Origin of the sequence: Agaribacterium haliotis (genome assembly GCF_002312815.1) — a bacterium.
GTDB lineage: Bacteria > Pseudomonadota > Gammaproteobacteria > Pseudomonadales > Cellvibrionaceae > Agaribacterium > Agaribacterium haliotis.
Genome location: NZ_NKQJ01000002.1, coordinates 1 through 25,744 on the forward strand (window position 1 = coordinate 1; position 25,744 = coordinate 25,744).

At 50.9% G+C, this 25,744-nt stretch carries 30 protein-coding genes; 14 read left to right on the forward strand and 16 right to left on the reverse strand.

From position 1 onward, the window contains the following. Positions 1-262: 262 nt before the first annotated feature. The 4 genes from CFK45_RS02845 to CFK45_RS02860 form a co-directional block, all read right to left on the reverse strand. Positions 263-2,326, reverse strand: coding sequence for a TonB-dependent receptor domain-containing protein (locus CFK45_RS02845; protein ID WP_204378408.1), 2,064 nt, complete (start codon positions 2,324-2,326; stop codon positions 263-265). Positions 2,327-2,412: 86 nt separating this feature from the next. After that, a complete protein-coding gene (locus tag CFK45_RS02850; RefSeq protein ID WP_096084914.1) occupies positions 2,413-3,219 on the reverse strand; it encodes a DUF4198 domain-containing protein in 807 nt (268 codons plus the stop codon). Beyond that, entirely contained in the window at positions 3,219-3,677 is a 459-nt protein-coding gene (locus CFK45_RS02855) for a DUF2271 domain-containing protein (protein WP_096085209.1), read from the reverse strand. Before CFK45_RS02855 ends, CFK45_RS02850 begins: the two co-directional genes overlap by 1 nt. After that, a complete protein-coding gene (locus CFK45_RS02860) occupies positions 3,674-4,267 on the reverse strand; it encodes a PepSY-associated TM helix domain-containing protein (protein WP_096084915.1) in 594 nt (197 codons plus the stop codon). Before CFK45_RS02860 ends, CFK45_RS02855 begins: the two co-directional genes overlap by 4 nt. A 136-nt stretch (positions 4,268-4,403) precedes the next feature. Here CFK45_RS02860 and CFK45_RS02865 point away from each other — a divergent pair, with 136 nt between their 5' ends. Next, a complete protein-coding gene (locus CFK45_RS02865) occupies positions 4,404-5,417 on the forward strand; it encodes a helix-turn-helix transcriptional regulator (protein WP_158224582.1) in 1,014 nt (337 codons plus the stop codon). On the opposite strand, the gene CFK45_RS02870 is transcribed toward CFK45_RS02865, so the two are convergent. After that, positions 5,414-6,157 (reverse strand): hypothetical protein, encoded by a 744-nt coding sequence (locus CFK45_RS02870; protein ID WP_096084917.1) that lies wholly within the window; start codon positions 6,155-6,157, stop codon positions 5,414-5,416. The two genes, CFK45_RS02865 and CFK45_RS02870, sit on opposite strands and share 4 nt — an antisense overlap. Before the next feature lie 405 nt (positions 6,158-6,562). Here CFK45_RS02870 and CFK45_RS02875 point away from each other — a divergent pair, with 405 nt between their 5' ends. The 3 genes from CFK45_RS02875 to CFK45_RS02885 all read left to right on the forward strand — a co-directional run bounded on the left by CFK45_RS02875 (position 6,563) and on the right by CFK45_RS02885 (position 8,146). Next, positions 6,563-7,054: a hypothetical protein gene (locus CFK45_RS02875; protein ID WP_096084918.1), complete on the forward strand. Its 492-nt coding sequence runs from the start codon at positions 6,563-6,565 to the stop codon at positions 7,052-7,054. A gap of 50 nt (positions 7,055-7,104) precedes the next feature. Continuing rightward, positions 7,105-7,761, forward strand: a complete 657-nt coding sequence (locus CFK45_RS02880) for an acyltransferase (RefSeq protein ID WP_143247463.1) — start codon at positions 7,105-7,107, stop codon at positions 7,759-7,761. 70 nt (positions 7,762-7,831) lie between these two features. Next, positions 7,832-8,146 carry a DUF3301 domain-containing protein gene (locus CFK45_RS02885; protein WP_096084919.1) on the forward strand — a complete coding sequence of 105 codons (315 nt, stop codon included), beginning with the start codon at positions 7,832-7,834 and terminating at the stop codon, positions 8,144-8,146. 32 nt (positions 8,147-8,178) lie between these two features. On the opposite strand, the gene CFK45_RS02890 is transcribed toward CFK45_RS02885, so the two are convergent. Both CFK45_RS02890 and CFK45_RS02895 read right to left on the reverse strand, forming a co-directional pair. Continuing rightward, the gene (locus CFK45_RS02890; protein ID WP_096084920.1) at positions 8,179-8,610 is read right to left on the reverse strand and encodes a DUF4231 domain-containing protein; all 432 of its coding nucleotides are present in this window, start codon (positions 8,608-8,610) and stop codon (positions 8,179-8,181) included. 52 nt (positions 8,611-8,662) lie between these two features. Beyond that, the gene (locus CFK45_RS02895) at positions 8,663-9,262 is read right to left on the reverse strand and encodes a thioredoxin family protein (protein WP_096084921.1); all 600 of its coding nucleotides are present in this window, start codon (positions 9,260-9,262) and stop codon (positions 8,663-8,665) included. Positions 9,263-9,424: 162 nt separating this feature from the next. Between CFK45_RS02895 and CFK45_RS02900 the strand changes: the two genes are divergently transcribed. The 3 genes from CFK45_RS02900 (at position 9,425) to CFK45_RS02910 (ending at position 12,657) form a co-directional block, all read left to right on the forward strand. Beyond that, a complete protein-coding gene (locus tag CFK45_RS02900) occupies positions 9,425-9,775 on the forward strand; it encodes a hypothetical protein (RefSeq protein WP_096084922.1) in 351 nt (116 codons plus the stop codon). A 214-nt stretch (positions 9,776-9,989) separates the two neighbouring features. Continuing rightward, positions 9,990-12,113, forward strand: coding sequence for a TonB-dependent receptor plug domain-containing protein (locus tag CFK45_RS02905; RefSeq protein ID WP_096084923.1), 2,124 nt, complete (start codon positions 9,990-9,992; stop codon positions 12,111-12,113). Further along, on the forward strand, positions 12,088-12,657 hold the full coding sequence (locus tag CFK45_RS02910) for a thioredoxin fold domain-containing protein (RefSeq protein WP_158224583.1): 570 nt from the start codon (positions 12,088-12,090) through the stop codon (positions 12,655-12,657). The genes CFK45_RS02905 and CFK45_RS02910 overlap by 26 nt, the downstream gene beginning before the upstream one ends. Here CFK45_RS02910 and CFK45_RS02915 read toward each other — a convergent pair. The 3 genes from CFK45_RS02915 to CFK45_RS02925 all read right to left on the reverse strand — a co-directional run bounded on the left by CFK45_RS02915 (position 12,654) and on the right by CFK45_RS02925 (position 14,597). After that, complete coding sequence (locus tag CFK45_RS02915) at positions 12,654-13,379, reverse strand: glutathione S-transferase family protein (RefSeq protein WP_096084925.1); 726 nt, start codon at positions 13,377-13,379, stop codon at positions 12,654-12,656. The two genes, CFK45_RS02910 and CFK45_RS02915, sit on opposite strands and share 4 nt — an antisense overlap. A gap of 108 nt (positions 13,380-13,487) precedes the next feature. Then, positions 13,488-14,057 carry an RNA polymerase sigma factor SigZ gene (sigZ, locus tag CFK45_RS02920; RefSeq protein WP_096084926.1) on the reverse strand — a complete coding sequence of 190 codons (570 nt, stop codon included), beginning with the start codon at positions 14,055-14,057 and terminating at the stop codon, positions 13,488-13,490. Positions 14,058-14,258: 201 nt separating this feature from the next. Then, a complete protein-coding gene (locus tag CFK45_RS02925) occupies positions 14,259-14,597 on the reverse strand; it encodes a hypothetical protein (protein WP_096084927.1) in 339 nt (112 codons plus the stop codon). A 124-nt stretch (positions 14,598-14,721) separates the two neighbouring features. Between CFK45_RS02925 and CFK45_RS02930 the strand changes: the two genes are divergently transcribed. The 3 genes from CFK45_RS02930 to CFK45_RS02940 all read left to right on the forward strand — a co-directional run bounded on the left by CFK45_RS02930 (position 14,722) and on the right by CFK45_RS02940 (position 17,156). Beyond that, the gene (locus tag CFK45_RS02930) at positions 14,722-15,441 is read left to right on the forward strand and encodes a YebC/PmpR family DNA-binding transcriptional regulator (protein WP_096084928.1); all 720 of its coding nucleotides are present in this window, start codon (positions 14,722-14,724) and stop codon (positions 15,439-15,441) included. Beyond that, the gene (locus CFK45_RS02935) at positions 15,441-15,848 is read left to right on the forward strand and encodes an SMI1/KNR4 family protein (RefSeq protein ID WP_096084929.1); all 408 of its coding nucleotides are present in this window, start codon (positions 15,441-15,443) and stop codon (positions 15,846-15,848) included. Before CFK45_RS02930 ends, CFK45_RS02935 begins: the two co-directional genes overlap by 1 nt. Before the next feature lie 132 nt (positions 15,849-15,980). Then, positions 15,981-17,156, forward strand: a complete 1,176-nt coding sequence (locus CFK45_RS02940; protein ID WP_096084930.1) for a DUF6596 domain-containing protein — start codon at positions 15,981-15,983, stop codon at positions 17,154-17,156. Here CFK45_RS02940 and CFK45_RS18435 read toward each other — a convergent pair. From CFK45_RS18435 to CFK45_RS02955, 4 genes are all read right to left on the reverse strand, one after another. Then, positions 17,131-17,289: a hypothetical protein gene (locus CFK45_RS18435; RefSeq protein ID WP_158224584.1), complete on the reverse strand. Its 159-nt coding sequence runs from the start codon at positions 17,287-17,289 to the stop codon at positions 17,131-17,133. The genes CFK45_RS02940 and CFK45_RS18435 overlap by 26 nt on opposite strands. Positions 17,290-17,433: 144 nt before the next feature. Beyond that, complete coding sequence (locus tag CFK45_RS02945; protein WP_204378409.1) at positions 17,434-18,756, reverse strand: DEAD/DEAH box helicase; 1,323 nt, start codon at positions 18,754-18,756, stop codon at positions 17,434-17,436. Position 18,757: 1 nt separating this feature from the next. Continuing rightward, positions 18,758-19,189: a DUF3010 family protein gene (locus CFK45_RS02950; protein WP_096084932.1), complete on the reverse strand. Its 432-nt coding sequence runs from the start codon at positions 19,187-19,189 to the stop codon at positions 18,758-18,760. Beyond that, positions 19,186-19,737 (reverse strand): acyl-CoA thioesterase, encoded by a 552-nt coding sequence (locus CFK45_RS02955; protein WP_096084933.1) that lies wholly within the window; start codon positions 19,735-19,737, stop codon positions 19,186-19,188. The genes CFK45_RS02950 and CFK45_RS02955 overlap by 4 nt, the downstream gene beginning before the upstream one ends. A 183-nt stretch (positions 19,738-19,920) precedes the next feature. Here CFK45_RS02955 and CFK45_RS02960 point away from each other — a divergent pair, with 183 nt between their 5' ends. From CFK45_RS02960 to CFK45_RS02970, 3 genes are all read left to right on the forward strand, one after another. Continuing rightward, positions 19,921-20,709 (forward strand): endonuclease/exonuclease/phosphatase family protein, encoded by a 789-nt coding sequence (locus CFK45_RS02960; protein WP_158224585.1) that lies wholly within the window; start codon positions 19,921-19,923, stop codon positions 20,707-20,709. Positions 20,710-20,711: 2 nt separating this feature from the next. Continuing rightward, positions 20,712-21,137, forward strand: a complete 426-nt coding sequence (locus CFK45_RS02965; RefSeq protein WP_096084935.1) for a DUF5329 family protein — start codon at positions 20,712-20,714, stop codon at positions 21,135-21,137. A 275-nt stretch (positions 21,138-21,412) separates the two neighbouring features. Continuing rightward, positions 21,413-22,876 carry a phospholipase D family protein gene (locus tag CFK45_RS02970; protein ID WP_158224586.1) on the forward strand — a complete coding sequence of 488 codons (1,464 nt, stop codon included), beginning with the start codon at positions 21,413-21,415 and terminating at the stop codon, positions 22,874-22,876. A 54-nt stretch (positions 22,877-22,930) separates the two neighbouring features. On the opposite strand, the gene CFK45_RS02975 is transcribed toward CFK45_RS02970, so the two are convergent. Then, positions 22,931-24,043, reverse strand: coding sequence for a lipid A deacylase LpxR family protein (locus tag CFK45_RS02975; RefSeq protein ID WP_096084937.1), 1,113 nt, complete (start codon positions 24,041-24,043; stop codon positions 22,931-22,933). A gap of 79 nt (positions 24,044-24,122) precedes the next feature. Beyond that, the gene (locus CFK45_RS02980) at positions 24,123-24,704 is read right to left on the reverse strand and encodes a TetR/AcrR family transcriptional regulator (RefSeq protein ID WP_096084938.1); all 582 of its coding nucleotides are present in this window, start codon (positions 24,702-24,704) and stop codon (positions 24,123-24,125) included. Between the two features lie 112 nt (positions 24,705-24,816). On the opposite strand from CFK45_RS02980, the gene rdgC reads away from it, so the two are divergent. Next, positions 24,817-25,719 (forward strand): recombination-associated protein RdgC, encoded by a 903-nt coding sequence (gene rdgC / locus CFK45_RS02985; RefSeq protein ID WP_096084939.1) that lies wholly within the window; start codon positions 24,817-24,819, stop codon positions 25,717-25,719. Positions 25,720-25,744: the final 25 nt, after the last annotated feature.

The window sequence follows — 25,744 nt, forward strand, 5'->3', positions numbered from 1 at the left end:
TGCTGAACATATGCGCTCCTGTTCATCCTTGAACCCGCGCTATACCGTTCATCCTGAACATAAAAAAAGCCCGCGAGATTGTCGCGGGCTAAATGCTTACTTTGGGGAAGAACAATGTTTGGGAGAAACATGATGTCTTACTTAATAAGACCGAAACCTCAAACAAAAGTTCAATGCCACAACAAAAAATTTAAATTAGCGATAACTATTTGCCCCACAGGTAAAAAACGGGCCGCTAGGCCCGTAAGTACACAGGCAAGGGTTAAAACTGGTAGGCCACGGTCGCTTTAATGTTTCGGCCGGGCTCGTAGTCGTTAAGCGGCAATGGGCCAAAAACAGGGTGATCGCTTGAGCCTGTACGAGAGCTCTGACTGACGTAATACTCATCAAACAGGTTGTCGATACCGAAGGTTAGGCTCAACGCTTGCAGCGGCTGCCAGTTAGCGCTGACATTGTGCACTTGATAGCCTTCCTTGCCGTTATTTACTCCGGCACCATCAAGCTGTTTGTTCACGTCAACGGCATCAAGATCGGCGACAACTAACGTCTCCCAGAAGAATTTCAGCTTCGCACTGCTAAGATCGTAACCAAGTTTGAAGCTCAAACTGTCACCTTGCGAACGATCGAGTCGAGCGCCGTCGAGCTCCTTGTACTGCTCAAAAGCATCTAGATCGGAATCAGACGAAGCATAGGTCAAAAGCAAGTCCCAGTTCGCAAACACATAACCGACATAGGCTTCATAACCTTGTATCTGCATATCGCCGATATTGTCTTTACCCTTTTGGGTGTAATCGTAGATGTAGTTATCGATACTTGTTTGAAACAGAGTAAGGCCTGCGGTGAATTGATCATCTCCGCGAATACTGCTGCCATAAGCCACTGCAAACTCAGTATTGAGACCCGTTTCTGCTTCTATACCAGGGTTAGCTTCATCACCAAGGCCGGCGCCAATAAAAACTTCCGCAAGTTCAGGCGCCTGAAACAACTCGGTAGAACTTAAACGAAATACCAAGCTGTCACTCGCTTGTGCTTCAGCTGCCAACGCAAACGACGTTTCGGTAAACTCCTTATCAACCACAACCGAATTGACCTTCACCTTATCGTAGCGGACACCTGGAGTCAGACTAAAAACACGCCCAAGATTGATTCGGTCTTGAACAAATAGCGACATATTGCGGCTATCTTCACTGCTTTGCACTACGTCGCCCGAAATGTAGTTTGCCTGGTAATTTGTATCGTAATTTACATACTCAAAACCGAAGCTAAACTTCTGCGTGGCCAGCTCGCTATTTGCCATCACGTTCAAACCGTGATTGCCCGCTTCACCCTGCACGATCGCGGCAAAAGCCTGAAAGCGCGGAATCGTGCTTTGTGCATAACCACGCTCGTCGCGCCACAGTGTGGAGTCATTGTCGTAAAAAGTCGCGGAGATATCAGTATTGCCAAACTGGGCATCGTAATTAAGCGTAACGGTATCCCTATCGTATTCCGTCGGCCATATCAGCGGAGTATTTGTGCCTTCGGCGATAGAAATATCCGTCGCCAAGCCCATATCCGGGCGGTAACTGTACTCACCTTCATCTTTATAATATTCATAACCGAGCTTAAGGCGTTGATTGTCAGCGATATTCCAGCCAGCCTTGATCAGGGCGCTGTCTACAGTGCCGGCCAAACCGCGGACTTTGCCATCGGTACCCGGTACGAGCTGGCCGTTATCATCTTTAATTTCACCACCACCAACTTGGTAATCCTTTTTCTCAATGCGGTTGTAGTAAGCAAGCACATCAAAAGTCGAGCTCAGATTACCGTAAGCTGACAGAGAAACATCATCCGAACCATTGTCAGAAACCGTGCCTTTCACGCGCGCGCCAAAATCTTTATTTGAGCCTAACAACTGCTCAGCGCTCTTTGTTTCAAAACGCACAGCACCGCCAAGACCACCGTAGAGCACGGAGTTTGTACCTACATCAATATCTACCGCTTGCAAGATATCTGCGTGAATCTGCAAGTTACCCATATGGTGGTACATATAGTTATTTTGACTGGCTCCATCGATAGTAATATTAATGTCCTTATCATCCATCGAGCGAATAGTAATTCGCTGGTTCAGACTGTGAGCACCACCAACATCTACACCGGGAATAACACGCAAAAGATCACTAATATGATCGGCCTGCCGTATTTCAATATCTTCCTGACTCATGTAAACACTTGAGGCACGCACACTGGTCCCCCAGACCTCAAGAGTTTCAACATCTTTATTTTCTTCTGCATAAGACGAAGACGCAGCAATAACCGCCAACGCTAGTAAGCTTGGTTTAAACATCATAGATCCTTGAAAGGAATTTAAATAACTTGAGGTCTCAACACGCCATACAAGCGGCGACTGAGCAAATAGAATATACCGGGGCCTTAAGGGCTTAATACTTCAAAACTGAGGTAATAACTGTAGAACTGCATATCGACACCTTTTTTATCTGCAGGCATAGACGTCTGCGCTTCGAGTAAGTAGCGCCCTGGACCAGGCCACTTAACTTTTATCGCTCCGTACTCATCAGTTTCATAGACTTGCTCTTCTTGCTCATCGCGATAGCGAGTGCCCTCTTGAATAAAAACAATCTTCAGGTTTTTTGCAGGTTTCGCATTTAATAAGAAGGTAAAATCCGCGGGCTCATCGCTGTACAATTCGTTTACATGAGTCTGCATATCAAGTTCAATACCCTCTTTTACAGGCCAGTCTTTTGGCGTTGCGGCTTCATCCAAGCTTACAAAGCTCTCGATACGAGAAAGAGATCGGGCAAACTTCACATCTGTTGCAGCCTCAGGCAGACGCTTTTTCAATTGCTCCAATGTTCCTCTGTCGCGCTGAACACCATCTTTATCGGCTAGTTTATACGACGAAAAATACATGGCAGGGCTATCAGCCACAATTCTATAAGTGCCTTTAACCTCAGCCGCGAAATCAAAGCTTGAGCGACGCTTGCCCTGCAACGTATTAAATATTTTTATTTCTTCCCCTTCGGGGGAAACCACTTTAACGGCCGCAAGCGGCATCATTTTATCGACGTAAAACAAATTATTAGAGGCTGTAAAATCCACCGCTACAGCTTCAGCCTTACTCAAAGCAAAGTCCGAAGGTAAAAACCAACGTTTATGGGCCAACGCCTTAACCGGAACTAAAAAACAAAAAATAAAAAATGCTGTGTAAAGTTGCTTCACTACCTATTCTCCCAACTCACTTTAATCAAACCTAATTCACGTTGCCCCTGGTGCGCTACTAGCGACTCATTTAAAGGGATTTTTATCAATTCTCTACCGCCAACCTCTCTAACAGCCTCGACAATCAGACTCTGACCTGGCTTAACCTCTATATCTTTTTGCAGAACATATTTACCAGGCTTCCTTGTCGCGCCACTAACACCGTCAATAGGCAGCTCAATACGTTTCCCCCCGCGACGCCACCAATAGCGCAAATCTCTATGCCATTTTTCCTGCTCTAACCACAGTGCAAGATGCTCAACAATATTGCGCTCACTGTCCTCAACCCAAACCGCAACATAAGGGCGGTGATACTCGGCAGCATTTATTTGTGGAATCTCCACTTCAACAGTTAAAGCTCGACTGGTCGCGGCCAGGCTCGACATCAAACAACTTAAAAACAACCAGCTTTTATTCACGGCACCCATATCCAAAAAACAATAAACGGAAAGATCAAACCTACGGCAACCAACGGCCAGGTCATCGAACGCTTGCGGGCATGGGCCCAAAGCAAAATCAAGCCGCTGAGTGAAAAAACTATGGACAACAGCGCAGCCAAATCGATAAATAGACTCCACACCGCCCCGCTGTGACGGCCTTTGTGTAAGTCATTGATTAACGCAACAAAACCGTCGTCAATTTTTTCGTGCACCAGCATCCCGGCCTCAAGATCTAAAACAATCGTGCTGAGCCCACCTGGGCGCTGATAATCAAGTACCCACTCGTAGTCGTCTTGATCGATATTGCTCGGTAAAGGTAAGGTCCAGCGCTCGGCCACCAATGAGCTCAACATATAAAGGCGCTGACTTTCAGCTTCGGCTTCAACAAAGTCCTTCAGCCAGGCTCGCCCCAGCTCAAGCTCATCAACCCCCTCTACAGGCTTGGCCGTAAACCAAGTTGCGTGGTTCAGGGTCAGGCCACTCAGTGCAAAAAACAAAACCGCCATCAAGGCCAAGGCGGAGCTGATCCAGTGCACACTACGACTGAAACGCAACAAGGGGGCCTTCATTTACCAACTCCGATTACATCAAACTAAACTTGTCTCAAATCAACAAGTGCAAATGAGAACAATTTGTATTTGTTAATTATATTCAATATAGTTGCGCGAATTACCACCGATTGTTATGCGTAAAGCTCAAACTGTTATGAAATCTGCCTCAAGACAACAAGTAACTGAAACAGCAAGATCAACAGCACTGGAACCACACGAGATCATTCGCCTCAGCGCCAAAGCCGGCAGCAAGGCCCGCTTCCAAAGCAGTAATATCAACAGCGAATTAGCCTTGAAAGGTTCATATCGGCTCAGCGAATGCTTTCAAAACCTGCTCTTACACGGCGGGGAAAGTGAAGAGCTACAAGATGCGGAACTCAGCCTGGAGCGCAAAGCAAGCATTACCTTGGGAGTACTGCTGCAGGGCAAATTACATTTTTCGCTGGATGAGACCTGGCACGAATTAGACATCGACGAAGAAGAACAAACAGCGCTTTGTTTTGCGATTAACTTGCTCAAACCGACCCTGTGGAAACGCAAACTGTATGAAGGCAATCAGGTTAAGAAGGTAAGTGTCAGCTATGAACACGCGTGGCTGCAAAACCGTGTGCTTGAGCAGTTTCAAGAACTCGATGCATTACGCCAATTATTCTGTCAACACGCCCGTGTTTTAACCTGGCCTGCAACAGCAGAAACACGCAGTTTGGCCCAGTCATTTCAGTTTTATAACGGCACACAAAAATTGCTGCTTGAAGGGCTCAGCATGCAACTGGGCGCGCGCTGCCTCGATGACCTGGCTCGCTGCCAGCACCCTTCTTTGGCATCAATAAAGACAGGAAAAAATCCCCACATAAACAACAATACCCTTAATCTTATGAAGATACTTGAGGCACTAGCACTGCAAAGTGGCATCGTTCAGCCACAGCTAGATGCACTCGCCAAGGAGGTGGGCATGAGCAAAGCCTCACTGCAACGCAACTTTAAGCAAACCACCGGTAAAGGCCCATTGCAATATTTGCGCGAACGACGCCTGCAACACGCTCGCGATGCGCTCATTGATGGACAAGTTAAAGTTGGTGAAGCCGCGTGGATGGCTGGCTATAAACACAGCTCGAATTTTTGCGCGGCATTTAAAAAACACTTCGGCATTGCCCCCGGCGAGCTCTAAACGGACGTGCTGAGTTCAATATGCAATAGCGAAAATTGCTGAACGGACTGATAACTGCGCCGAGAAAAAAAAGAATGCCAGCGACTGCGGCGGCTTCGGCACAACGCCAGGCGATTTAATATTTGGATGTTGTTGGCAAACTCCGCCATAAGAATAGCTTCACAGTCCCTGCTGATCTCTACAATCAAGTGCACATGACCCGCTTGCTCCAATAATTGGCGGCAACTGCGTATCGTAAGCTCGATATCGTGAAGCAAGCGCCGATTCTCTATCACTACCGCCGTCGCGCAATCAAAGCTGAGCTGAGGCAACCACTGCTGCGCGCAGAAGTCGTGAACTAAGCAGCGATGGTTATCGGTGAGAGGCAACAAGCGCATTGTCGAATCGATCACTTCTTTACTGTCAACGCTCAGCCATGAAAAACTGGGCCAGTCCGAGACATAAGAAAGGCGGTGGAAACGAGTACTCAGCCCGGAGCCTATTTCGATGGCCCTACCGCGTGTATGTTCATCAAAAAACGTTTGAAGTTCGGCATCTATCCAAGCGCAACGCAAAATACGCTGGGGCTCTCTTTTAAGGCGTCTAAGGCTGCGCCACTTAACGGCTTCCCCTGGATCGAGCTTGAGCAGTAATAGTTCGGCAGCTTTATCTACAAATCCATACGCAGGCATTACTGAACTTGCGAGCGCCCGCTCACACAAGCCTTGAAATAGCGCTGCTTCCATATCAGTCACTGCCATTATTTAGCCCTCCAGATTAAGTACTTGTGTCGGCGCAGCAACAAACTTTAACGCTGGCGCCGGGACAATAATCAGATATATAAGCTCCAGATATCAGAGTGACGCTCATCACGAGCAACAAAATTTGATAGTTCAAAATAGAGATGCCACTCATGGAACTGACTGGCCCGGCCTCTAAAAGAAAAGAAAAAAAGCCCGCCAGGGTGGGCGGGCACAATAATAGAGACAAACCTGGGAAGAAAACTTAAGCCCAAGAGCGTGCAAAAGGCTCTCGTCTCTCCCTGCGCCACCTCGTGGTAAGTGACACAAGACAAATAGTAACGATTCTCATTTGCGCATGCAAGTATTTCTGATATAAATATCTGCAGGACTTCAAACACAACCCCAACAACAACGGAACTAACTATGCGCTACCTCTGCCCCCATCACGCCGCGCGTATAAGTCGCGACGAAGATATCGCCCTTAGCTCATGGCACGAATTAATAAATCGAGCCATGCTCGCCTACATGGAATGCCGCTTAGCTGCCGCTGAACTTTACTTCTGTGCCGCGCACGAGATCGCCCAACTGAGGCTGAGCTTAAATGGTGAATGCAATAGCCAATTTAACTACCGCCACTTACTGAGGCCACTGGAGTTTATGCTCGAATTATTGCTCGGTGAAGAAAAATACCAACAGGCAAAAGATTATCTGCATCAAACACGTCGCTTTTTAATGTTTATACAAAGCGACGAGCAGGAACAGGCAACACGCTGGCTGCTGCGTTTTCACCGGCAGCACCGCGAGCAGCTTGGCGATGCTGCGCCAGCACTTTGCCTGGAGTCGGAGGCAGAACCAGAGCACAGTGAGCAGCAAGCCACGTTAACTCTGCACTGGGAACTGGCAGCCAAAGCCTGATTGGCCGGGGCTGCACTGACAAGCCGGCCAGGAGTGGCTACAATCGCGCGATGACAAGACCAGATAATGCCAGCCAAAACCCCGAACTCCCGGCGGCGGCTCACCCCCAGGGTAAATACGAAGCCCAACAAAAACAGCGGCTTAACTACATGCCGTGGCTGTATTGGTCACTCAAACCCAAGCTCAAGGCCTGGGCTCAAGCTTGGCAAGCGCAGTGGCAAGCCTATTTAACGGATATGGAAACCGTGCATATTGAAGGCGAGGTGTTTATCTCCCCCGAGGCGCAACTTTTTGCAGAGCCCGGCCGAGCGATTCACATTCGCGATGGAAGTTTTATTGGCGCCAACGCCGTGCTGCACGGGCCAATTGATATCGGCCGCAAGGTTGGCATCAATCACCACTGCCAAATCGACGGCGGCAAAAAAGGTATCGTTATTGGCGACGAATGCCGAATTGCAGCTTACTGCTCACTGATAGCATTTAACCACCGCTATGATATGGCGATGCCGATCAGCGAACAGGGCATCAATAGCAAAGGCATTACGCTGGGCAAAGATATATGGCTCGGCACCCACACGGCCGTTGTCGATGGCGTTACAATTGGCGATAAGGCAGTGGTGGGTATGCGCTCAGTGGTGACCAAAGACATCGCCGCCAACACCGTCGCCGCCGGCAACCCGGCAAAAAGCATTAAACAACGCCCGTAATTGGCGACATCTAATGCCACAGAACCCCGTAACGACAAACACTCTTAATTAAAGATATCGACAAAGCGCCATGACACTTGCAGATGTATTTGTGTATTTTATTTTGGCGGGCGTGGCTTATACGCTGTGGCTGCACCTTGAAGTCAGCCGCCTCGCCCGCCTGCACGCAGCAAGGCGCTGCGCAGAAAGCTCGCTGGTACTGCTCGACCAGAGCGTGATTTTGCAGTCGCTGCGTCTGCGCCGCTCACATAGCAGCTTAATTGCCTTTGAGCGGCGCTACCGCTTTGAGTTCTCGAGTGTCGGCGATGAACGCTATCGCGGCGAGGTAGTTATGCTCGGCAAGCAGCTGCAACACGTCGGTTTACAGCCTTATAAATTACCGTAGTTTTTACCGTCCATAACGAGGGCTTAGCGCTATCAAGCTCGCTCGCGGCGGCGTTCTTTTTCCCACCAGTTATTGCACTGGGCGATAACTTGTTTCATCGCAGCGTAATAACGCCTTATCGCTTGTTCATCGAGCTCTTGTTCTGCGCAGGCCAGATCGAGGGCAATATCGTCTTTTAATTCATAAAGCTTGTTGCGCGACACGGTATACTGAATCCACAATCCCTTGTGGTTGTAATACATATCAATGCCGTTAAAAAACGCAATGCCCGCCGTACACACCAGCGCCGTATTTTTTAACACCGCCGCGCTATCTTCCAGGCCCTCAAGCCCCAGCGCGATTGTCGCTACCGCCGTTAACACCAGGGAAATCAACTTAAAGCGGTAAGCTTTGTCTTTATCCCTTTTGATTTTTTTATTAAACGCATCGATATGGCTATCGATTTGACGGATCAGTTCTTCCATTAAATTTCCGAAGTTAGATACACGTTTTCATATACGCAAGATAAACTCGGGGCTAAACATAGTCCGGTTCATTGCCGGCCTTCCATTTAATATTACAGCCGATCGAAGGATATTGAGTTGTATTGATTTTGTCGCCGGCAAGCAAAGTATCTAACGCTTTAGCCAGGCTTTCACCCGTGGCCTGATTATCACTGCGATAGTTGCCAGAGCTAATACGGGTTGGGCGACTGCCGTCAAACTCACCGCGATAGGCCAGCTTGCGCGTCTCATCAAACACATAGATATCCGGCGTACAGGCTGCTTGATAGGCCCGGGCGACTTTTTGCTCTTGATCGTACAGGTAGGGGAACTGATAAGCACGCTTGGCTTTTTCTTTGGCCATCAGTTCAAAACTGTCGGCTGGGTAGTGCTCAACATCATTGCTGCTGATGGCAACAAAAGCCACAGACTTGGCAAGGTAAGTATCACTTAATTTTTTTAACGCCGGCGCAATATGAATAACATAGGGGCAGTGGTTGCAAATAAACAGAACCACTAGCAACTTGGCATCTTTGAAGTCGGCAAGACTTAGCTGCTCGCCATCCGTCGAGGGCAGGGAAAAATCAGGGGCGAAGCTGCCAAGCTCCATCATGGTACTTTCGGTTAGGGCCATCTCTCGTTCCAGCGTTAGTTATGTAATTTCTCTAAGGGCGAATATGCTAGGCCTTGTTTACAAAAATTTAAACCTACAGCTGTATGCTGTAGCCTAAAACCTGAAAATCTGCCCGCCATAGGCAAGCCTTATACCGGGCCCGTTGACACTGAGGAGTAAACAATGAAAAGCCTTTATCTAGCCAGCGCTATCGCACTATTAGCGGCCTTAAGTGCCTGTGAGGCCGAAAAAAGCAACAGTGAAAAAGCCAAAGACGCTTTGCAAAACAGCGCCGATGCAATCAAGCAAAGCGCCAGTGATTTGGGTGATATCGCTGCCGATGAATACGAGCAGGCCAAACAAAGTGCTCACGAAAGCATACAACAAGCACAGGCAAAATCGGCCGAAATAGCCAACAAAACCAAACAAAGCAGCGCCGATGCGCTCAACTCGGCCAAAGAGCAGATTGATCAAGCCATGCAAAGCAGCCAACAAAAATACAACGACACACTCGACGCCCTAAAAAGCGATTAGGCCCCCTCGCCAAGCAACTCACCTGCTTAACACTGCCGCCCGGAGCCCCTCCGGGTTTCTGCCTGCTCTTCTCCCTCCTCTCGCCATATTGAATAGTTCGAAGCAAATACGTTGGTATTGACAGCAATTTGACCTTACGCAAAGTTTTGACATTAATTCCCATATAGAATTTCAAATCTAAATCATTCTTATTTGCATATTTTCGGGGAACACAATGAAGTTGCGCTTAAGTCTCGCTGTCGCGTTAGGAGCGTTAGTTACGAGCTATTCGAGCATGCCCAGCCTTGCTCAAAACAATATCGACACAGAGGAGGTCATGGTGACGGGCTTGCGCAGCAAGCTCAGCCAGGCCGGCCGTTTAAAAGACGTTATTCAGAAAACAGAAGTGCTCAGCGAAGAGCTGATTATCAAAAAGAATGCGCTGAGTCTCAGCGCCGCCATCAACAATGAACCCGGTGTCAACGTCAGCAACGAGTGTTCAATGTGCGGCGTGAAACGAGTCATGCTCAACGGCATGAAAGGTGAGCACACCACGATTTTGGTCGATGGCCTGCCCGTGCATACCTTAATCAGTGGTTTTTATGCAGTTGACGCCGTCGCCACCAGCGGCATAGAGCGCATCGAAGTCGCCCGCGGGGCCGGCGCCTCGCTTATCGCCCCCGAGGCCATAGGCGGCACGGTAAATATCGTCAGCAAAGAAGCCTACAACAATAGTGCAACCTTTGATTTAGCCCTGGGGTCCCACAACTACATGGCTTTAAAAAGCTCGGCAACCGCACTCAGCAGCAACGGCGATACCGGCTTGAGCCTCGCAGCTCAATACGACACTCAAGACCAGGAAGACCACGACAGTAACTTTGTTAGCGAAGCTCCGTGGCACGAAAACACTTCGTTAACGGCCGTGCTCAATCACGAGCTGAACCAGCGAAATAGCCTCAGCGCGCGCGTGGCTGTAGTCAACGCCGAGGTATTTGGCGGCCCTGTGCTCGGCGAATACGCCGACTCCATCGGCCAAGTTATCGCCGGCTACGACGGCATCGATTCCGAGCAACTGTTCGAAGACAACGATGTGCGCAAAAACTACATTGCCAAAGCCTGGGAAACCGCAGAGTGGATTAACACCAACCGCCGCGAAACTTATCTCAAGTGGCTCAGCGAGTGGTCAGATAGCCTAAACGCCGAATTTGCTTACAGCTGGGCCGAACACAAGCAGGACAGCTTTTACGAGGGCATCGACTACATCGCCGACGATACTATGAACTACCTGCGCGCTAAATTTGATTGGCAGCTCAATCAGCAGCATTTATTGAGTTTTGGTTTAGATGCCCGCAGCGAACAAATGCGTTCGCACAGCGCCGCCCTCGAGAATGTCGACAGCTACGTTAGCGATTCGTTTGACTACGACGTGCGCGGCCTGTTTGTGCAAGACAGCTGGACACCGACAAGCCGGCTGGAAATCGCTCTGGCCCTGCGCGCTGACCACGTCAGTGCCGACTTTATCGACCCTAAAAAACCGGGCACCGAAATCGATGAGCAGGTGCTCGCTCCGCGTTTGGATCTGCGCTTTGAGCACAATAGCGCCTGGACCTCGCGCTTCTCGGCTGGCCGCGGTTATCGCGCGCCGCTTAGCTTTTTTGAGACCGATCACGGCATCCTCGACACCGGCAAAGGCTACTTGATCGACGTCGATAAACTCGAACTCAGCCAGTCATTTAACTATGCCTTGAGTTTTGACAACGGGCCATTTAGCGCAACCATGAGCCTGGCTCACTCCACCGTCGAAAATCTCGCCAGCCTCGAAGAAAATGACGAAGGAGTACCGGTTTTATCCCAGCTCGACGAGCGCGCATCGGTTGCCACCTACGATTTAGTCGCCAGTTACGCCTTTAACGAGCAGCTGCAATTTGATTTTTCTATCGAACAGTTTATCTACGATGAGATCTGGCGCTCTTCGTACGCCATCGCGCCGATAGAGCAGCGCGCCACCGTTGATATCAACTGGCAAACGAGCCTGGCCGATGTGTATCTTTCAACGGTCTGGTTTGGCGCCCGCGACTTAACGCGCTACGGCTACGAAGGCTTTAACATTCGCGGCGACAGTAGCAGCGTAAAAAGTACGGACGCGCCGGCGTATTTTGTCAGCGATTTGAAACTGCGCCGCGCCTTAAACGATCAGTTCAGCCTCTACGCAGGTATCAGTAACCTGACCGGCTACAACCAGACTGAAAATGAGGACACACCGCTTTTTTATGACGCCGATGGCGCCTATGATGTTGGCTATATTTTTGGCCCACTGCACGGCAGGGAGTTTTATGCAGGGTTTGAGCTGCGCCTGTAAAAAGTTGATTGTTGTTCTCAGTTGCGCGCTGGCCGGCTTTAGTTTTACTGCCGAGGCCAGCGCCAAACAAGCGGTGGGCATAAAAATGTCCAGCTTGTACGGCGGTAAAAAAACCACCGTCGCCGAGCACAACTTGCCCAGTATCGTGCTGGCGTTCCAACCCAACTGCCGCTGGTGTACAAAACAAGGGCAAGACCTGAGTTTATTACAGCAGCAGTGCGGCGATTTATTAAACTTGAGCCTGCTCGGTGTTAAAGCCAAACGCTCAGCGCTAAAACACGAACTTCAGCACTTTGATAAAAACTTGCCCGCACTTGAAGCCAACTCAAAATTCTTAAAAAAAGTGCGCGGCGTACAAGCGACGCCGAGCCTGTTTTTTTTTGATGCCGACGGCAATTTAATTAGCAAGCGCCGGGGTTATCTACAAGCGAAGCGGCTCTTTGCCGCCGCCTCGCTGTTGATCGAAGAACAGCGTGGCGAAACAGACGCGTGCCAACTGCCGGCGCAGTCTAGCGCCGGCCAGCCTGCTGCAGGCGAGCGCTAACAGCAGGCGCCAGAAGCACAGGCCGTATCGGCTGTCGGCTCGCACTCTCGCCGGCCGCCTAAGAAGGTTTGTTCCGATAGGTAAAAATCACCAAAGCGCTGAACAAAATCTGGGGCAACGGATTTTTCCGCCAGCCCAGTTTGCATCAAGGCCTGCTGCCAGGCCTTAACCTTGGGTAAAGCAGCTAAAAAGTCATAGCCGCTGTGGCAGCGAATTATTTCCGCCCGGTGCAATAGCGGCAGCCAAGCGATGTCAATTTGACTTAAATGCTCACCTTTAAAATATTGGCCCTTGCTGACATCGCCAGCGGCATCTCGCAGGGCAAGCTGTTGCTCTGCTTTAATAAAAAGCTTGCGCAGTTTCTCGGCCCGCTCTGCCAGTACTTCGGCATTGGCGCTTCGCATGGCGCTGCACTGAACAAGATAAAATTTTGCCGCGGCGTAACTCCAGGCCCGGTCAAAAGCGCGCTCTTCAGGGCCTAGATCCGCCTGCAGCTGGCCGGCAAATTCATTGATGTACTCAATAATGGCATCGGACTCAAACAGCGCTGCGCCACTGTCCGTTATCAGTAAGGGCACTTGGCCGTGGGGAGATAGATCGAGAAACCAATCGGGCTTGTCTTTTAAGCTGATGTACTCCACATCGTAGGCAAGACCTTTGGCTTCGAGCAATGCAGTGACACGCTGAACAAAAGGGCAGATTTTAAAACTGATAATTTTCATCGTTTTTCCTCTCTTGGGGCCGGTGAACTGAGTGAATTTCAAGTTCTTTAGCCTTAAGACGCGAGGCGCGGGGAAAAGACGAAATTATTTTAAAACGGCGAGAAGCGACTAGCAGCCCTTACAGGCCCCCGCTTTTGCTTTTGCTTTTGCTTCAAGCAACATACCGCGCTGGTCCACATCAAAACTGCAACAGCTCTGATACAGCTTACGCAACTGTTTACGCGCCTTTTGCACCCGGCTTTTTAAGGTTGAATAACTTATGCCGAGCTCATCGGCAAGCTGTTTCTGCGATTGCCCCTCAAGCTCAACTGCGCGCAACAGCTCTGCGCTCTGCTCTGGCAGCGCGGCAATAAAAGGCTCGAGACAGGGCCTCAGCTGCTGCCACACATCTTGAGGCAGCGCCGCACCCGGGCCCTGCTCCGTCGACTCGTACCAGAGCAGCTCTCCCTGCGCTAGCTTTTTGCCCCGGCGCCGGTAGAAATCAATCAAACTGTTATTGGCTATCTGAAAGAGCCAGCTTTTTAATGAGTCTTGATTGTGTAGCTGGCTGAGCTTGCTGTGGCTTTTGATCAAAATATCTTGCAGCAAGTCTTCAACGTCGGCCTCATTGTCGAGCCGGCTGTGGAGAAAGGCTTTTAAACCCGAGCGGTATTGGCTCCAGATTTGTTCTAACTTCATCACTCAGCTTCCCGCTCTTGAGTACGGTGAAGGCATCACGGGACGCCGTATATACATCCTTGTAGGCTTCGCCGCACGCAAGAGCTATCTATGTAGTTCAAACTAGAAAGATCGACAGATGTTAGTAACTTTTGGGTCAAAAGAAAAAGTACAAACCAGCCGCCCACAAGCACGACTACTTTTTACCAAAAAAACAATATCTCAACCCTGCTCTTTTAAGATTTTCTGATACTTTTTACTCACCAGCACCATCAGCATCACACTTAAGCGCTGAATCACATCCTTCTCTTCGAGGCTGTCGTTGCTCGCCGTTGGCACCAGACCTTTAAGCAGGCTCTGCACCGCTTCAAACCTATCTGCTGACTGAGCATTAATCTTTGGCAGCGCTTTAATAAACACCGACATCACCGCATCAAAGTCGGGCTGACCGAGGCGCTCAAACAACTTGGCCGTATGGCGCTCAAGCTCTTTGATTTTCATCGCCGTCAGGGCGGTATTAAATTCAGTTTGATTGCTGTTTAACAACTCGTGGGTTTTCATCTCGGAGCCTACATTTTGGGACCTGGTAGTATCTCACGCTTGATGCCGCACATCGACGACTGTTTGTTAGCGGTGTAAAATCGGCCGCTTTTGAAGAACAACCAAGTCTGAAAGAGAGAATAAGATGGGTCGCGCTTTCCAAAACCGCAAAGAATCCATGGCTAAGACCTCGGATGCAAACTCCAAGCTTTACAGTAAATTCAGCCGCGAAATCTATGTGTGCGCCAAGAGTGGCGGTGCCGAGCCCGATGGCAACCTCGCCCTGCGCTCACTCTTGGATCGCGCCAAGAAAGCTCAGGTTCCGGCCCACGTTATCAAAAAAGCCTTGGACAAAGCCCAGGGCGGCGGCGGCGAAGATTTTGCCACAGCCCGCTACGAAGGTTTTGGCCCCGGCAACTGTATGGTTATTGTCGACTGCTTAACCGATAACGCCAACCGCACCATCGGCGACGTGCGCACTTGTTTTAACAAAGCCAAGGCCAAAATCGGCTCTCAGGGCACGGTCATGCATATGTTTGACCACAGCGCGATTTTTGTCTTTGCCGGCGACGATGAAGACAGCGTGCTCGAGACGCTGATGGAAGCGGACGTCGATGTCACCGACATCGAAAGCGACGGCGGTAATATTACCGTGTTCTGCCCGCACACCGACTACGGCAAGGCCCGCAACGCGCTGTCTGACATGCTTGGCGAGGGCGCCGAATTTGACGTCGATGAAATCCAGTTTGTGCCGCAGACCACCACCGAGATAAGTGGCGACGATATTGCGGCGCTCGAAAAAATGGTCGACATGCTGACCGACCTCGACGACGTACAAAACGTCTATCACAACGCCGAGTACTGATGAACGAGATTGCCGAAACGCTCCGGGAGCGGGCCGAAGACTGCGCTTTTGGCCTTGAACTGCCCGAGCTTGAGGCGGTGGTCGAAGCTCAGGAAGAGCTGCTGATCCACATCCCGCCCATTTTCCGCGACTACCTGCTGAGTTGCTCCGATATTATCTATGGCCACGTTGAACCGGTGACCATTGCCGATGCAAGCAGCCATACTCACCTGCCCGAGCTCGCCGCTGAGCTCTGGCAGCTCGGCCTGCCGCGCGAGCTAATCCCGCTGTGCCGCTGTGGCGCGCAGGTCTACGCCGTGGCCCAGGACGATGTTGTCTGGCTGTGGCGCGAAGGCGAAGAAGAAGCCGAAGAGTTCTGCGACGATGTCTGGCACTGGGTCAGAGATGTCTGGCTAGCCGGCGCCTGAACAAAGACGGCCAAAGCCACCCAGCTAATCTTTAATGCTGAACTATAGTTAGAGCAAAGAAAGGCGCCACCGCCTGTCCAGAGAAGCTCTAAATGATTGATATGTACCTTGCATTGCAAGTGGGAGGACAGGATGTCCGAACTTGAATGCGCCCTGCACCACTACTACCCGCACGCCCTCGCCCACCTGTTGAGCCAGGGCATGAAACTCGAAAAAGCCAGCTCCAACCTCGACTACGCGCGGCGTTGCGCAAAGCAGTACTTTGGCAGTGCCAAGTGTCCCGACGACGTGCTCGGCTGGCTGTTGTTCTGCGCAAGCACAGTCGACGACAGCGGCGAAGCCGAGTATTTCCCCTACTCGGAGTTCGACAACCGCCCGCTTCTGGAGCTGCTGTTATTTAGCAACCACGCCTGCCTAGACAAACAGCAACGCCTGCTTGTCAGCCTGAGCCAGGTCTTTGGCTTTAGCTGTGCCCAGCTCGCGACGCAGATGCAGCTGCCCGAGAGCAAAGTCAAACACCAGCTGGGTAAGGCCCAGCGCGTGCTCGCAGAGCAGGCATTTGTGCAGCTGCCTGAGGAGCTGAGCCCGGAGACACTCAACGAGATAAAAATTCTGCTCTACGGTATCTACAAGCGCTGTTACGAATACAGCGCCCATACTCAGTTGCTGCGCCAGGCCGTCATTAGCCAGAGCATCAACCTCTGCCAGGCTCTGGTTCAGGTACAGAGCAACCACACCGAGCTCTACGCGCTGCTGGCATTGTTTCTCGGCCAAAGCGCGCGCGAGCAGGCGCGTTTTAGCAAGCGGGGCGAACTGATTGATCTTGCAAATCAAGACAGAGGGCAGTGGGATAGAAGTGCGATCAATCTCGCTGACCACTACTTAAGCCTTGCATTAAAAAATGGCTTGTCCGGCCCCTACCACTACGAAGCAGCTATTGAAGCACTGCACAACCAGAGCCCAACTTACGCCGATACCGACTGGACCCAGATGCTGATGCTCTACAACTTGTTGTGTGCAAGCAGCAACTGTGCCGACGATCAACTGAGCCGTATTCAGGTGCTTTGGCATTCAAGCTTAAACCCGATGCTCGCATTTGAGCAGCTCGAACAGCTGCGAGACCAGCGCTGCGAACTCGACAACCAGGGCAGATATCATATGATAAAAGCCCAGTTATTAAGTGCTATGAGCGAAAACAATCGCGCTCACAGCGAGCTTGAAAAAGCCTTAAAACTGAGCAGCTGTGCTGCAGAAAGGAAGTTGTTAATACGCCGTTTAAACCTTAAAAACGGCGCCAGCGGCCTTTAGTGTCATAACCTTGATCGGCAACCGGCAGTAACAATTTGTCTTTTTCTATGTCCTGAATATGCGCCATAGCGCCGACAAAAACTAGCCCAACAGCGCTCAAGGTTATGATGCAGACAATCGCAAGTACATACATGGCGCAGCTCCTCTAAGTGTTGAACGCTCACGTATTAGACTAAGCTTTTGCCAATTAGTTACTTGTCTATTCGCGCCAGAGTCCTGTCTGGCGCGGTCAACAAAGAAAAATCGCGGTGAATACCAGGCCCGGGTTTCTCAGGCTTTAGCTTCGGCGTTTTAATGGTGCGGAGCCGTCGCCAAGCCCCAATGATTTTCTTTTGGGCTGCGCACTCGCTGGTTTTTTTGCAGCCTTACGCGCGGGGTTTTTCGCTGTATTATTTTTCTTTGCTTGTTTTTTCTTTTTACTGCCCGCAGCTGAGCCGGATTTCTTGATTTTCTTAGGGCCCTTGTAGCGCGCTTTTAAACCGTCGACAGCGCTGTCTTCAAAACGGAAATTCAGGTAGCGCTCGATGCCCGCCATGCGGTTCCATTCGTTATCCATAACCAGGGTGATCGCCAGGCCCTGGCTGTCGGCGCGGCCTGTACGGCCGATGCGGTGCACGTGATCATCGCCACTTTGGGCAACATTAAAATTCACCACCAAATCGAGCGCATCGATATCCAAACCGCGCGCGGCCACATCGGTTGCAACCAGCACTCGGATTTTTCCATCGCGAAAACGGTTCAACACCTGCTTTCTGTCACTCTGGCGAATTTCGCCGTGAATAAAACCTGTTTTTATACCGGCGCTTTGCAACAACTCACCAAGGCGCTGTGCCTGTTCGCGGGTATTGCAAAACACAAAGGCTTTGTCATTGTCGCGCTCAGCTAACAGCGCGCGGACCACCGCTTGTTTATGTTTAACATCGTCGCAGAGTATGCGCTGCTGGCGAATATTCTTATTGAGCTTATCGGCGGGATTAAGTTCAAGGTGTACAGGGCCTTTTAACTGAGCGCGTACGCGGCTAAAACCGCGGTGGTTAAAGGTTGCGGAAAATAACAGGTTTTGCCGGGCCGTATTGCAACTTTGGCTAATCGTGTGCAGCTCTTCTGCAAAACCCATATCGAGCATGCGATCGGCTTCGTCGAGTACTAGGCATTCAAGATCGGCAAAGTCGATGCTGTTTTTTTCTATATGCTCAACCAGGCGCCCCGGTGTTGCAATAAATACTTCCGGGTTGCGGCGAATACTCGCAACCTGGTGTTTAAACAGTTCACCACCGATAATGAGCCCAGCTTTAATTTGAGTAAACGCCGCAAGCTCTGCAAAAGTCTTTTGTATCTGTAAAGCCAGCTCGCGGGTCGGCACCAGGATCAAACCGCGCGTACCCGAATTTGGCTTGCTTTGGGCGAGAAAACGCTCGAGCATCGGCAAAATAAACGCCGCTGTTTTACCGCTTCCGGTCTGCGCGGAGACAACCAGGTCTTTGCCCTCTCCTGCAAGCGGCAATACTTGTGCCTGTACCTCGGTAGCCTCGTTAAAGCCAAGCTTGTCAACAGCTTTAAGCAGCCGTTCGTTCAGTTGCAACTCAGAAAACAAGGCCACCTTAAGCCCCCTTAAAGTAGTGGGCAACATAGGCTGAAACAAAAGCCCCTTGTTGAAACTGTTTTAAGCCGGTTTCAGCAAACTCAATTGGCAGCGGGTGCTGCTTGAGCAACTCTTTAATTTGCGCCGCATCAAATAAAATTACCTGTAAGTCGGCGATAAGCTGGATCGCCGCTTCCATTTTAAAACCGGCGGCACTGCCGGCAAACTTGCCTTTAGTCGGGCGCTCTTTAATGGCTACTTTATCAACCTGATAATCTTGCATCAGCTTGCCAAATTCAAACTGGAATTTTTGTAGATCTTCCTGATTGTGTTCTTTGGGCAGGGTAAATTTGCGCGCGCGACAGTCGGGCAAATCAAACATCTGGCCGTCTTTACTCAGCAGGCAAATAATGGCTTCGGAACCGGTCAGTTCTACTCCGCAAATTCTCATGCTTTATCACCATCGAGGTAGGCGTGCAGTTCTTCCGCACTGAGTTGTTCGATTTTTCCACGCGACTGGGCTTTGACTTCTTCAAGTTTGGCGGCGTGCTGCTGGCGCAGTTCGCGGCGTAATTTACCGGCGATAAAGCGCTGCCTGTCCTTGTCGCTTTCCAGACAAAGCCGCGGCACTTTTGCTGTCATGCCCGCGTCGTTGATGGCCACCATCGTAAAAAAGCAGCTGTTGGTGTGGCGCACCTCTTTGGTTTTAATATTCTGAGCCTCAACTCGAATACCAACTTCCATCGACGTTGTGCCGACAAAGTTAATGCGCGCGCGAAAGGTGACCATCTCGCCGACCATAATAGGCTGACGGAATACAACCTGGTCGACACTTAGCGTTACCGCGTAGTTGCCGCTGTAACGACTCGCGCAAGCGTAGGCAACCTGATCGAGCAACTTAAGCAGGGCACCCCCGTGCACCTTGCCCGAAAAGTTGGCAAGATCTGGGGTCATCAACATAGTCATGATGACAGGTTCGTTTGAGGCTGTGCGTGACATTGGCAGAACTCCAGCGTGTCGGCAAAAAAGGCGGCGATTATCGCAAAGCCCCCGACACTTTAGAAGGGAACCTGTGCGCTTTTAACCGGTCTATACGTACAAGCTAATTAAAACTTACACAAAGTCTATACCTACAAGCCCTTGAATTCGACTGGCGCCAAACGGCCCCAAAGGAGCTTAAGCTTGCCAAATTATCTGTCCCTGCCCCAGCTTGCCCTAGTCGGCCTTATCCTAAGTCTGGCTGAACTCAGCAGTGCATCGGTTCAATGCAGTAAACAAAGCAGCGAAGCACAGCAATTGCAGCTGGACGACGGCCGCCTGCACGTCAGTAGCTGGAATGTGCTCAAAGGCAAGCTCGACGGCTGGCAAGCCATACTCAAACAACAACAGCAGCACGGCGGTCTAATCCTCGTACAAGAGGCCCATATTCAACAGGGCATGCTCGAAGCGCTAGGCGATAACTCGCTGGCGCTGTTTGCACCCGGCTACATCAGCCACGACCTACCAACCGGCGTATTAACCAGCGCCCCCATTGCAGCCAATATGCACTGCAAGCTTCAGCATATCGAGCCGTGGCTGCGCAGCCCCAAAGCGGCACTGGTGAGCCGCTACCAGCTCAGCGACCAGCGCCAGCTGCTGGTCGTCAATGTGCACGCCATTAACTTCAGCATCGGTATCGACAGCTTCCAAAAACAGCTCAACGATGCCCTGGTATTTGTCCGCAGTCACCGGGGCCCGGTCGTACTTGCCGGCGACTTTAATACCTGGAGCAAGCAGCGCACCGAACTGCTAAATAGCACCGCAAACGAGCTCGGTTTACAAGCGGCGCCTTTTGATAAAAACAAAGTAAAATCCTTTGCCGGATGGCCGCTTGACCATGTTTTTTATAGAGGCCTGGAACTCGAGCGCAGTGACGTTATCGAAGTAGATAGTTCCGACCACAATCTCTTACAAGCGCAATTTAGGATCTGAAGATGTACAAAGCACTGTCACTTAGCCCGCTATTATTATCCGCCGGCCTAGTTCTGAGCCCAGCGCTTAGTGCCAGCCCGGATCAGCGCAGTCAGGAAGAAATTGCGGCATTGATCAGCTTTGTTAAAGACAGCGACTGTGTATTTATTCGCAACAGCAATTTGCACAATGCCCAGGAGGCCTCGGCCCACATTCAGCGCAAATACCAACACTTTTATGCGGATATCGACAGCACCGAAGAATTCATTCAAAAAAGCGCCAGCGGCAGCAGTATCAGCGGCCGCCCCTACTACATAAGCTGCCCCGGTGAAAAGAAAATACGCAGTGCCGATTGGCTTCAGCAGGAACTCAGCCGCATCAGAGATGCTCAACAGCGTGTGCAAGTCGGCTATAAAAATAGCGATAGCAGCACTGCCACAGACTCGTAACAAGCCCGAGTGCCAGGGCAACATGTTCACTTAATGATGTAACGAGACGGTAGGAGCGAAGCTTGCACTTAAGTGAACAACATTGCGAGTGCCATGGGCATGTATTGCTCAACAATTAAAGAATTATTTAAAAGCAAGCAAACTCGCCCTAGAATAAGCGGCTCAACAAGCGCTTCAGGGACTTGGCAATGCTGCTCACCCGCCAATATTTGGCCACATGCTACGTATACTTTTTTTTCAGCAGTGTTGTCGCTGTTTTAACAAATTGTGCGAGCTTGCCCGACAACAGCCAACGTCAGGCTTCTTACACCATAGATCCCCACACCCCCAGCGCCATTGATCAAATCTTTGACCCAATGATTGCAGCCCACCCCGGTTTGAGTGGTGTTTCGCTGCTGCACGAACCTGAGGCCGCCCTGCGCGCGCGCAACGCCATGACAGCGTTAGCTGAGCACAGCCTGGATGTACAAACTTACATATGGGCCAATGACAAAGCCGGCCGCATCCTCACTCAGCGTTTGTTAGAAGCTGCCGACCGCGGTGTGCGCGTACGCATTTTGCTCGATGACTTTACCTTGGCAACTGCCGATAAGTATCTCGCCGCGCTGGCCAGCCACCCACTGCTCGAGATTCGTATTTTTAATCCGATTGCCCGGCGCAGCAGCAAAAGCCTGGGTTTTATTACCGAAATAAAGCGCGTAAACCAGCGCATGCACAACAAGCTATTTATTCTCGACAACAAAGTAGCCATTGCCGGCGGCCGCAACCTTGGCGATAACTATTTCGGCATAAAAGATAGCTACAACAGCCGCGACATAGACGTCATTACCATCGGCCCCGTTGTCAACGAGATAAGCCAGAGCTTTGACGAGTACTGGAACAGTGATTGGGCCTACCCGGTCGACAAAATTTATACCCGGGATATGGATGAGCAAGATATTGAAGCGCTCAGACAAGAGCTGAAACAACAGAGCATCATCGACTTTTCCAGCACCCCTTTCGAGCTCGACAACAACAAAGAGGCGATGATTAATCGAGCCATTAACTACGAAGACCATTTTGTCTGGGCCCCGATACAAGTCATTTTTGACCGAGCCGAAAAACTTCGCGGCGACAACAAAAACGTCGCGGTGCAGTTTGCTACGGTTATCGGCGAAGTCGAAAATGAAATGCTCGCGGAAATTGCTTATTTTGTTCCCGGCAACGACGTTGTCAGCAGCTTTGCCGATGCAAGCGAAAAAGGCATACGGATTCGCTTTTTAACAAACTCAATGACCAGCACCGAAGTGTTGCCAGCCTATGCCGGCTTTTCTTCCTATCGTAAACAGCTGCTCGAGGCCGGTGTTGAACTTTACGAATATCGCTCGGATGCCGAAGAGCGCCAAACCTGGCCCGAGCCGAGCCACAACAGCCCGAGCCGCTTGCACAGTAAAACCTTTGTGGTGGACCAGCGCTATTCGTTTATCGGCTCTTTTAATTTTGACCCGCGCTCGGTCGATCTAAATACCGAAATAGGCCTGCTGATCGACAGCCGGGAATTTGCCGCACAAGTGACCGAAGTATTAAACGAAGGCGTCAGGCCCGGCAATGCCTGGAAACTGCAACTAGATGAGAACGACAAAGTACAGTGGCTCAATCAAGAAAACGGCGAGCTTTGGAGCAAAGCACCTTACAGCTCGTGGTGGCAGAGATTTCAAACTGGCTTTTTGCGCATGTTGCCGATAGAAAGCCAGCTTTGATCCGGAACCTGGCTGCCCTCACCCCTATTTAACTGAGCGCAGCAATCCATCACTCTAGATATGGCGGTGACCAAACATTAGCCCACCCCAAATCACATTGCGATTGCCCTGCCCGTCTTTTACTTCCGAGCTGTGGCCGCGCACGCCGTAGCTAAAATAATAACCGCTGGCAAAACTGTGGGTATAACCGGCCCAGGCCTCCAATAAAACGTGATTTAACTCATCGCTGCTATAGCTTACCTCCGAGTCTTTAAACTGGCCCTGTAAAAAAGCGTTGTAGGCGCGCGCTTTGACTGACATACCCAACCATAAAAAGCGCTCACTGCGGCCTTTTTCGTGGCGCGCACTGGCTTCGGCATAACTGGCCAAATCCGGGCTAAAGTCATGCCAGCGGCTATTGAGCTGGCCGAGCCTGAAATTTACGCCCCAACTGGCCTCGGTTAAATAGCCGACAGACACAGCCTGAGTCTGATGCAGGTCCCAACTGCCACCGCTGCTTAACAGATCCTGAAACGATAAACTGTAGCGAAGCGTAGGCTCGCCGCCGGCGCTGATCTGGTGTGCCCAGCCCTCGGGCTGCTCGTTGCCTATCCACTTGTGAAACTCTTTTTGCACCTGCCCGACCACATCGAGGCCCAAGACCCCGTAGCTGAGCTGACTGCGCAGAACGTGCTGGCGACGCGGATCGATGCGCTCGCGCGAAGTCGCAAAATAAACCAAGCTGGCATAGGGCCTGTCATTGGGGTTGGCCTCGGCAATACTTGTATCTTCAGGGGTAAAACCGTAGAGCCCGGCTTCGTAACCCAGGCGCTGAAAACCGCGCTTGCGAAAACCAACCAGGTTATCGATAAACAGCAAAGGTTTGTGCAGTTTGTCGCTGAGGTCTTCGCGGCTGTAACTGAAACTCAAACCATAGGTGTAATCTTGATCGCGACCACCGGGAACAAAAAAATCATTTTCGTAGGCAACTCCCCAGCGCTCTTCTTTTAAATAATGGCGCGTCGGCGACGCGAGGCGCACATCCTCAACAAAAACACTTTGATCGCTCTCTTCAGCAACAGCGGCGACACCGGTTAAGGCCAAGACTGCAGCAAACAGCGGAATCAACCACAGCAGCAGCGCTTCAAACCACGATGAATGTGTACGAACAGGCTCACATTCGCTCATTTCCCTTCCTCCCAATATGACCGGTCGGCTTGTTTTATATTAAAAATATGACCAGTCGTCTTAATTTAAAATAAAAGATTTAGCTGAGAATGCGCTCGAGCATAAGCACAAAAGCGTCGAGAGGTTGGCGCGATTTAGCGGCCTTAGCCCTCATCAGGGCGCCCTCCCAGGCGTTAAATAAAAACTCCGCTGCGGCCAGGGCCGGCATATCAGCGCTGAGCGAGCCCTGGGCCTGCCCCTGCTCGATAACCTGGGCAATCAAGCGTGTTTTGGCATTAAGTATCTGGTCCAGGCGCGCGCGAATTACGTCGGAGCTATCGGCCATTTCCTGACACATATTGCCGAGAAAGCAGCCAACCTTAAAGTCATTACCGGCCGCACAGTCGATGCCGGAGCTGAAAAATGCCCGTAAACGTTGCACGGCACACTGATTCTCATCGCCGAGCGCTTGCTTGGCATAAGCTCGCGCATCTTCAGCTACAGAATCGATGGCATCGAGCGCAAATTGCTCTTTACTGGCAAAGTAGTTGTAAAACGAGCCCTTGGGCACACCCGCAGCATCGACTATGTCTTTTACACTGGTGCCGTTGTAACCCTTGCTTTTCATGACGCCCATACCGGCGAGCAAGATGGCTTCTTTTTTCAGTTCTCGTTTACTCATGCCGCAACAATATGACCAGTCGTCTTAAAAGTCAATCAGATTCTGACCAGTGGACAAATCAGCAACTGAGCTTTAGGCTCTCGCCCCCTTTTTATCCCCTTGGTTCAATAACATGTGGTTCAAAAACCTTCGCTTATTCCGCCTCAGTGAACAGCCCGAACTCGACCAGCTAGACCTGCAGCTTGAACAAAAAAGCTTCGAGCCCTGTGGCAAGCTCGACCTGCAGCGCTACGGCTGGAGCAGCCCGCTCGGGCGCAACGGCAAGATGCTGAGCCACAGCAATGGCGGCGCCACCATGATCTGCGCTAAGCGCCAGGAAAAAATTCTGCCCGGCGCCGCTATTAACGAAGCCCTTGAAAACAAAATATTCCAGATAAAAGAAGACGAGGGTCGCCCCGTCGGACGCAAGGAAAAGCAGGGCCTGAAAGACGAGCTGATATTTAGCATGCTGCCGCAAGCACTCAGTAAAAGCAGCATGGAATACGCCTACCTGAAACCCGCCGACGGCCTGATTTACGTCAACGCCTCGTCGAGTAAAAAAGCCGAAGACTTGCTGACCTTGTTGCGCGAGAGCTTGGGTTCACTCAAGGCTGTGCCCGTCGGCACCCACCACCCGATAGCTCCAACCCTTAGCCAGTGGCTGCGCGAGGGCCAAGCGGTATCGCCGTTTGCACTCGGCGATCAAGTAGAGCTGCGCGCAAGTAAAGACGAGCGCGTGATTCGCATGCGCAACCAAGATCTCAGCGCCGATGAAGTGCAGCAACACCTCGATACCGGCATGCATGTGCGCCGCCTGGCTTTAAACTGGAACGAAAAGATCGATTTTGTACTCGACGACGAATGCGGCATAAAAAGCCTGAAGTTCAGCGACCTGCTTATGGAACAGGCCGCCGATCAACAAGGCGACGACGCCGCGGCCGTATTTGACGCAGACTTTGCCCTTATGCACGGCGAGCTCAGCCAGTTTGTCAGCGATTTACTCGCCGCCTTCGGCGGAGAGAGCGAGCTTTATTAACAAGCGCTGCAGTTTATTGACGCAG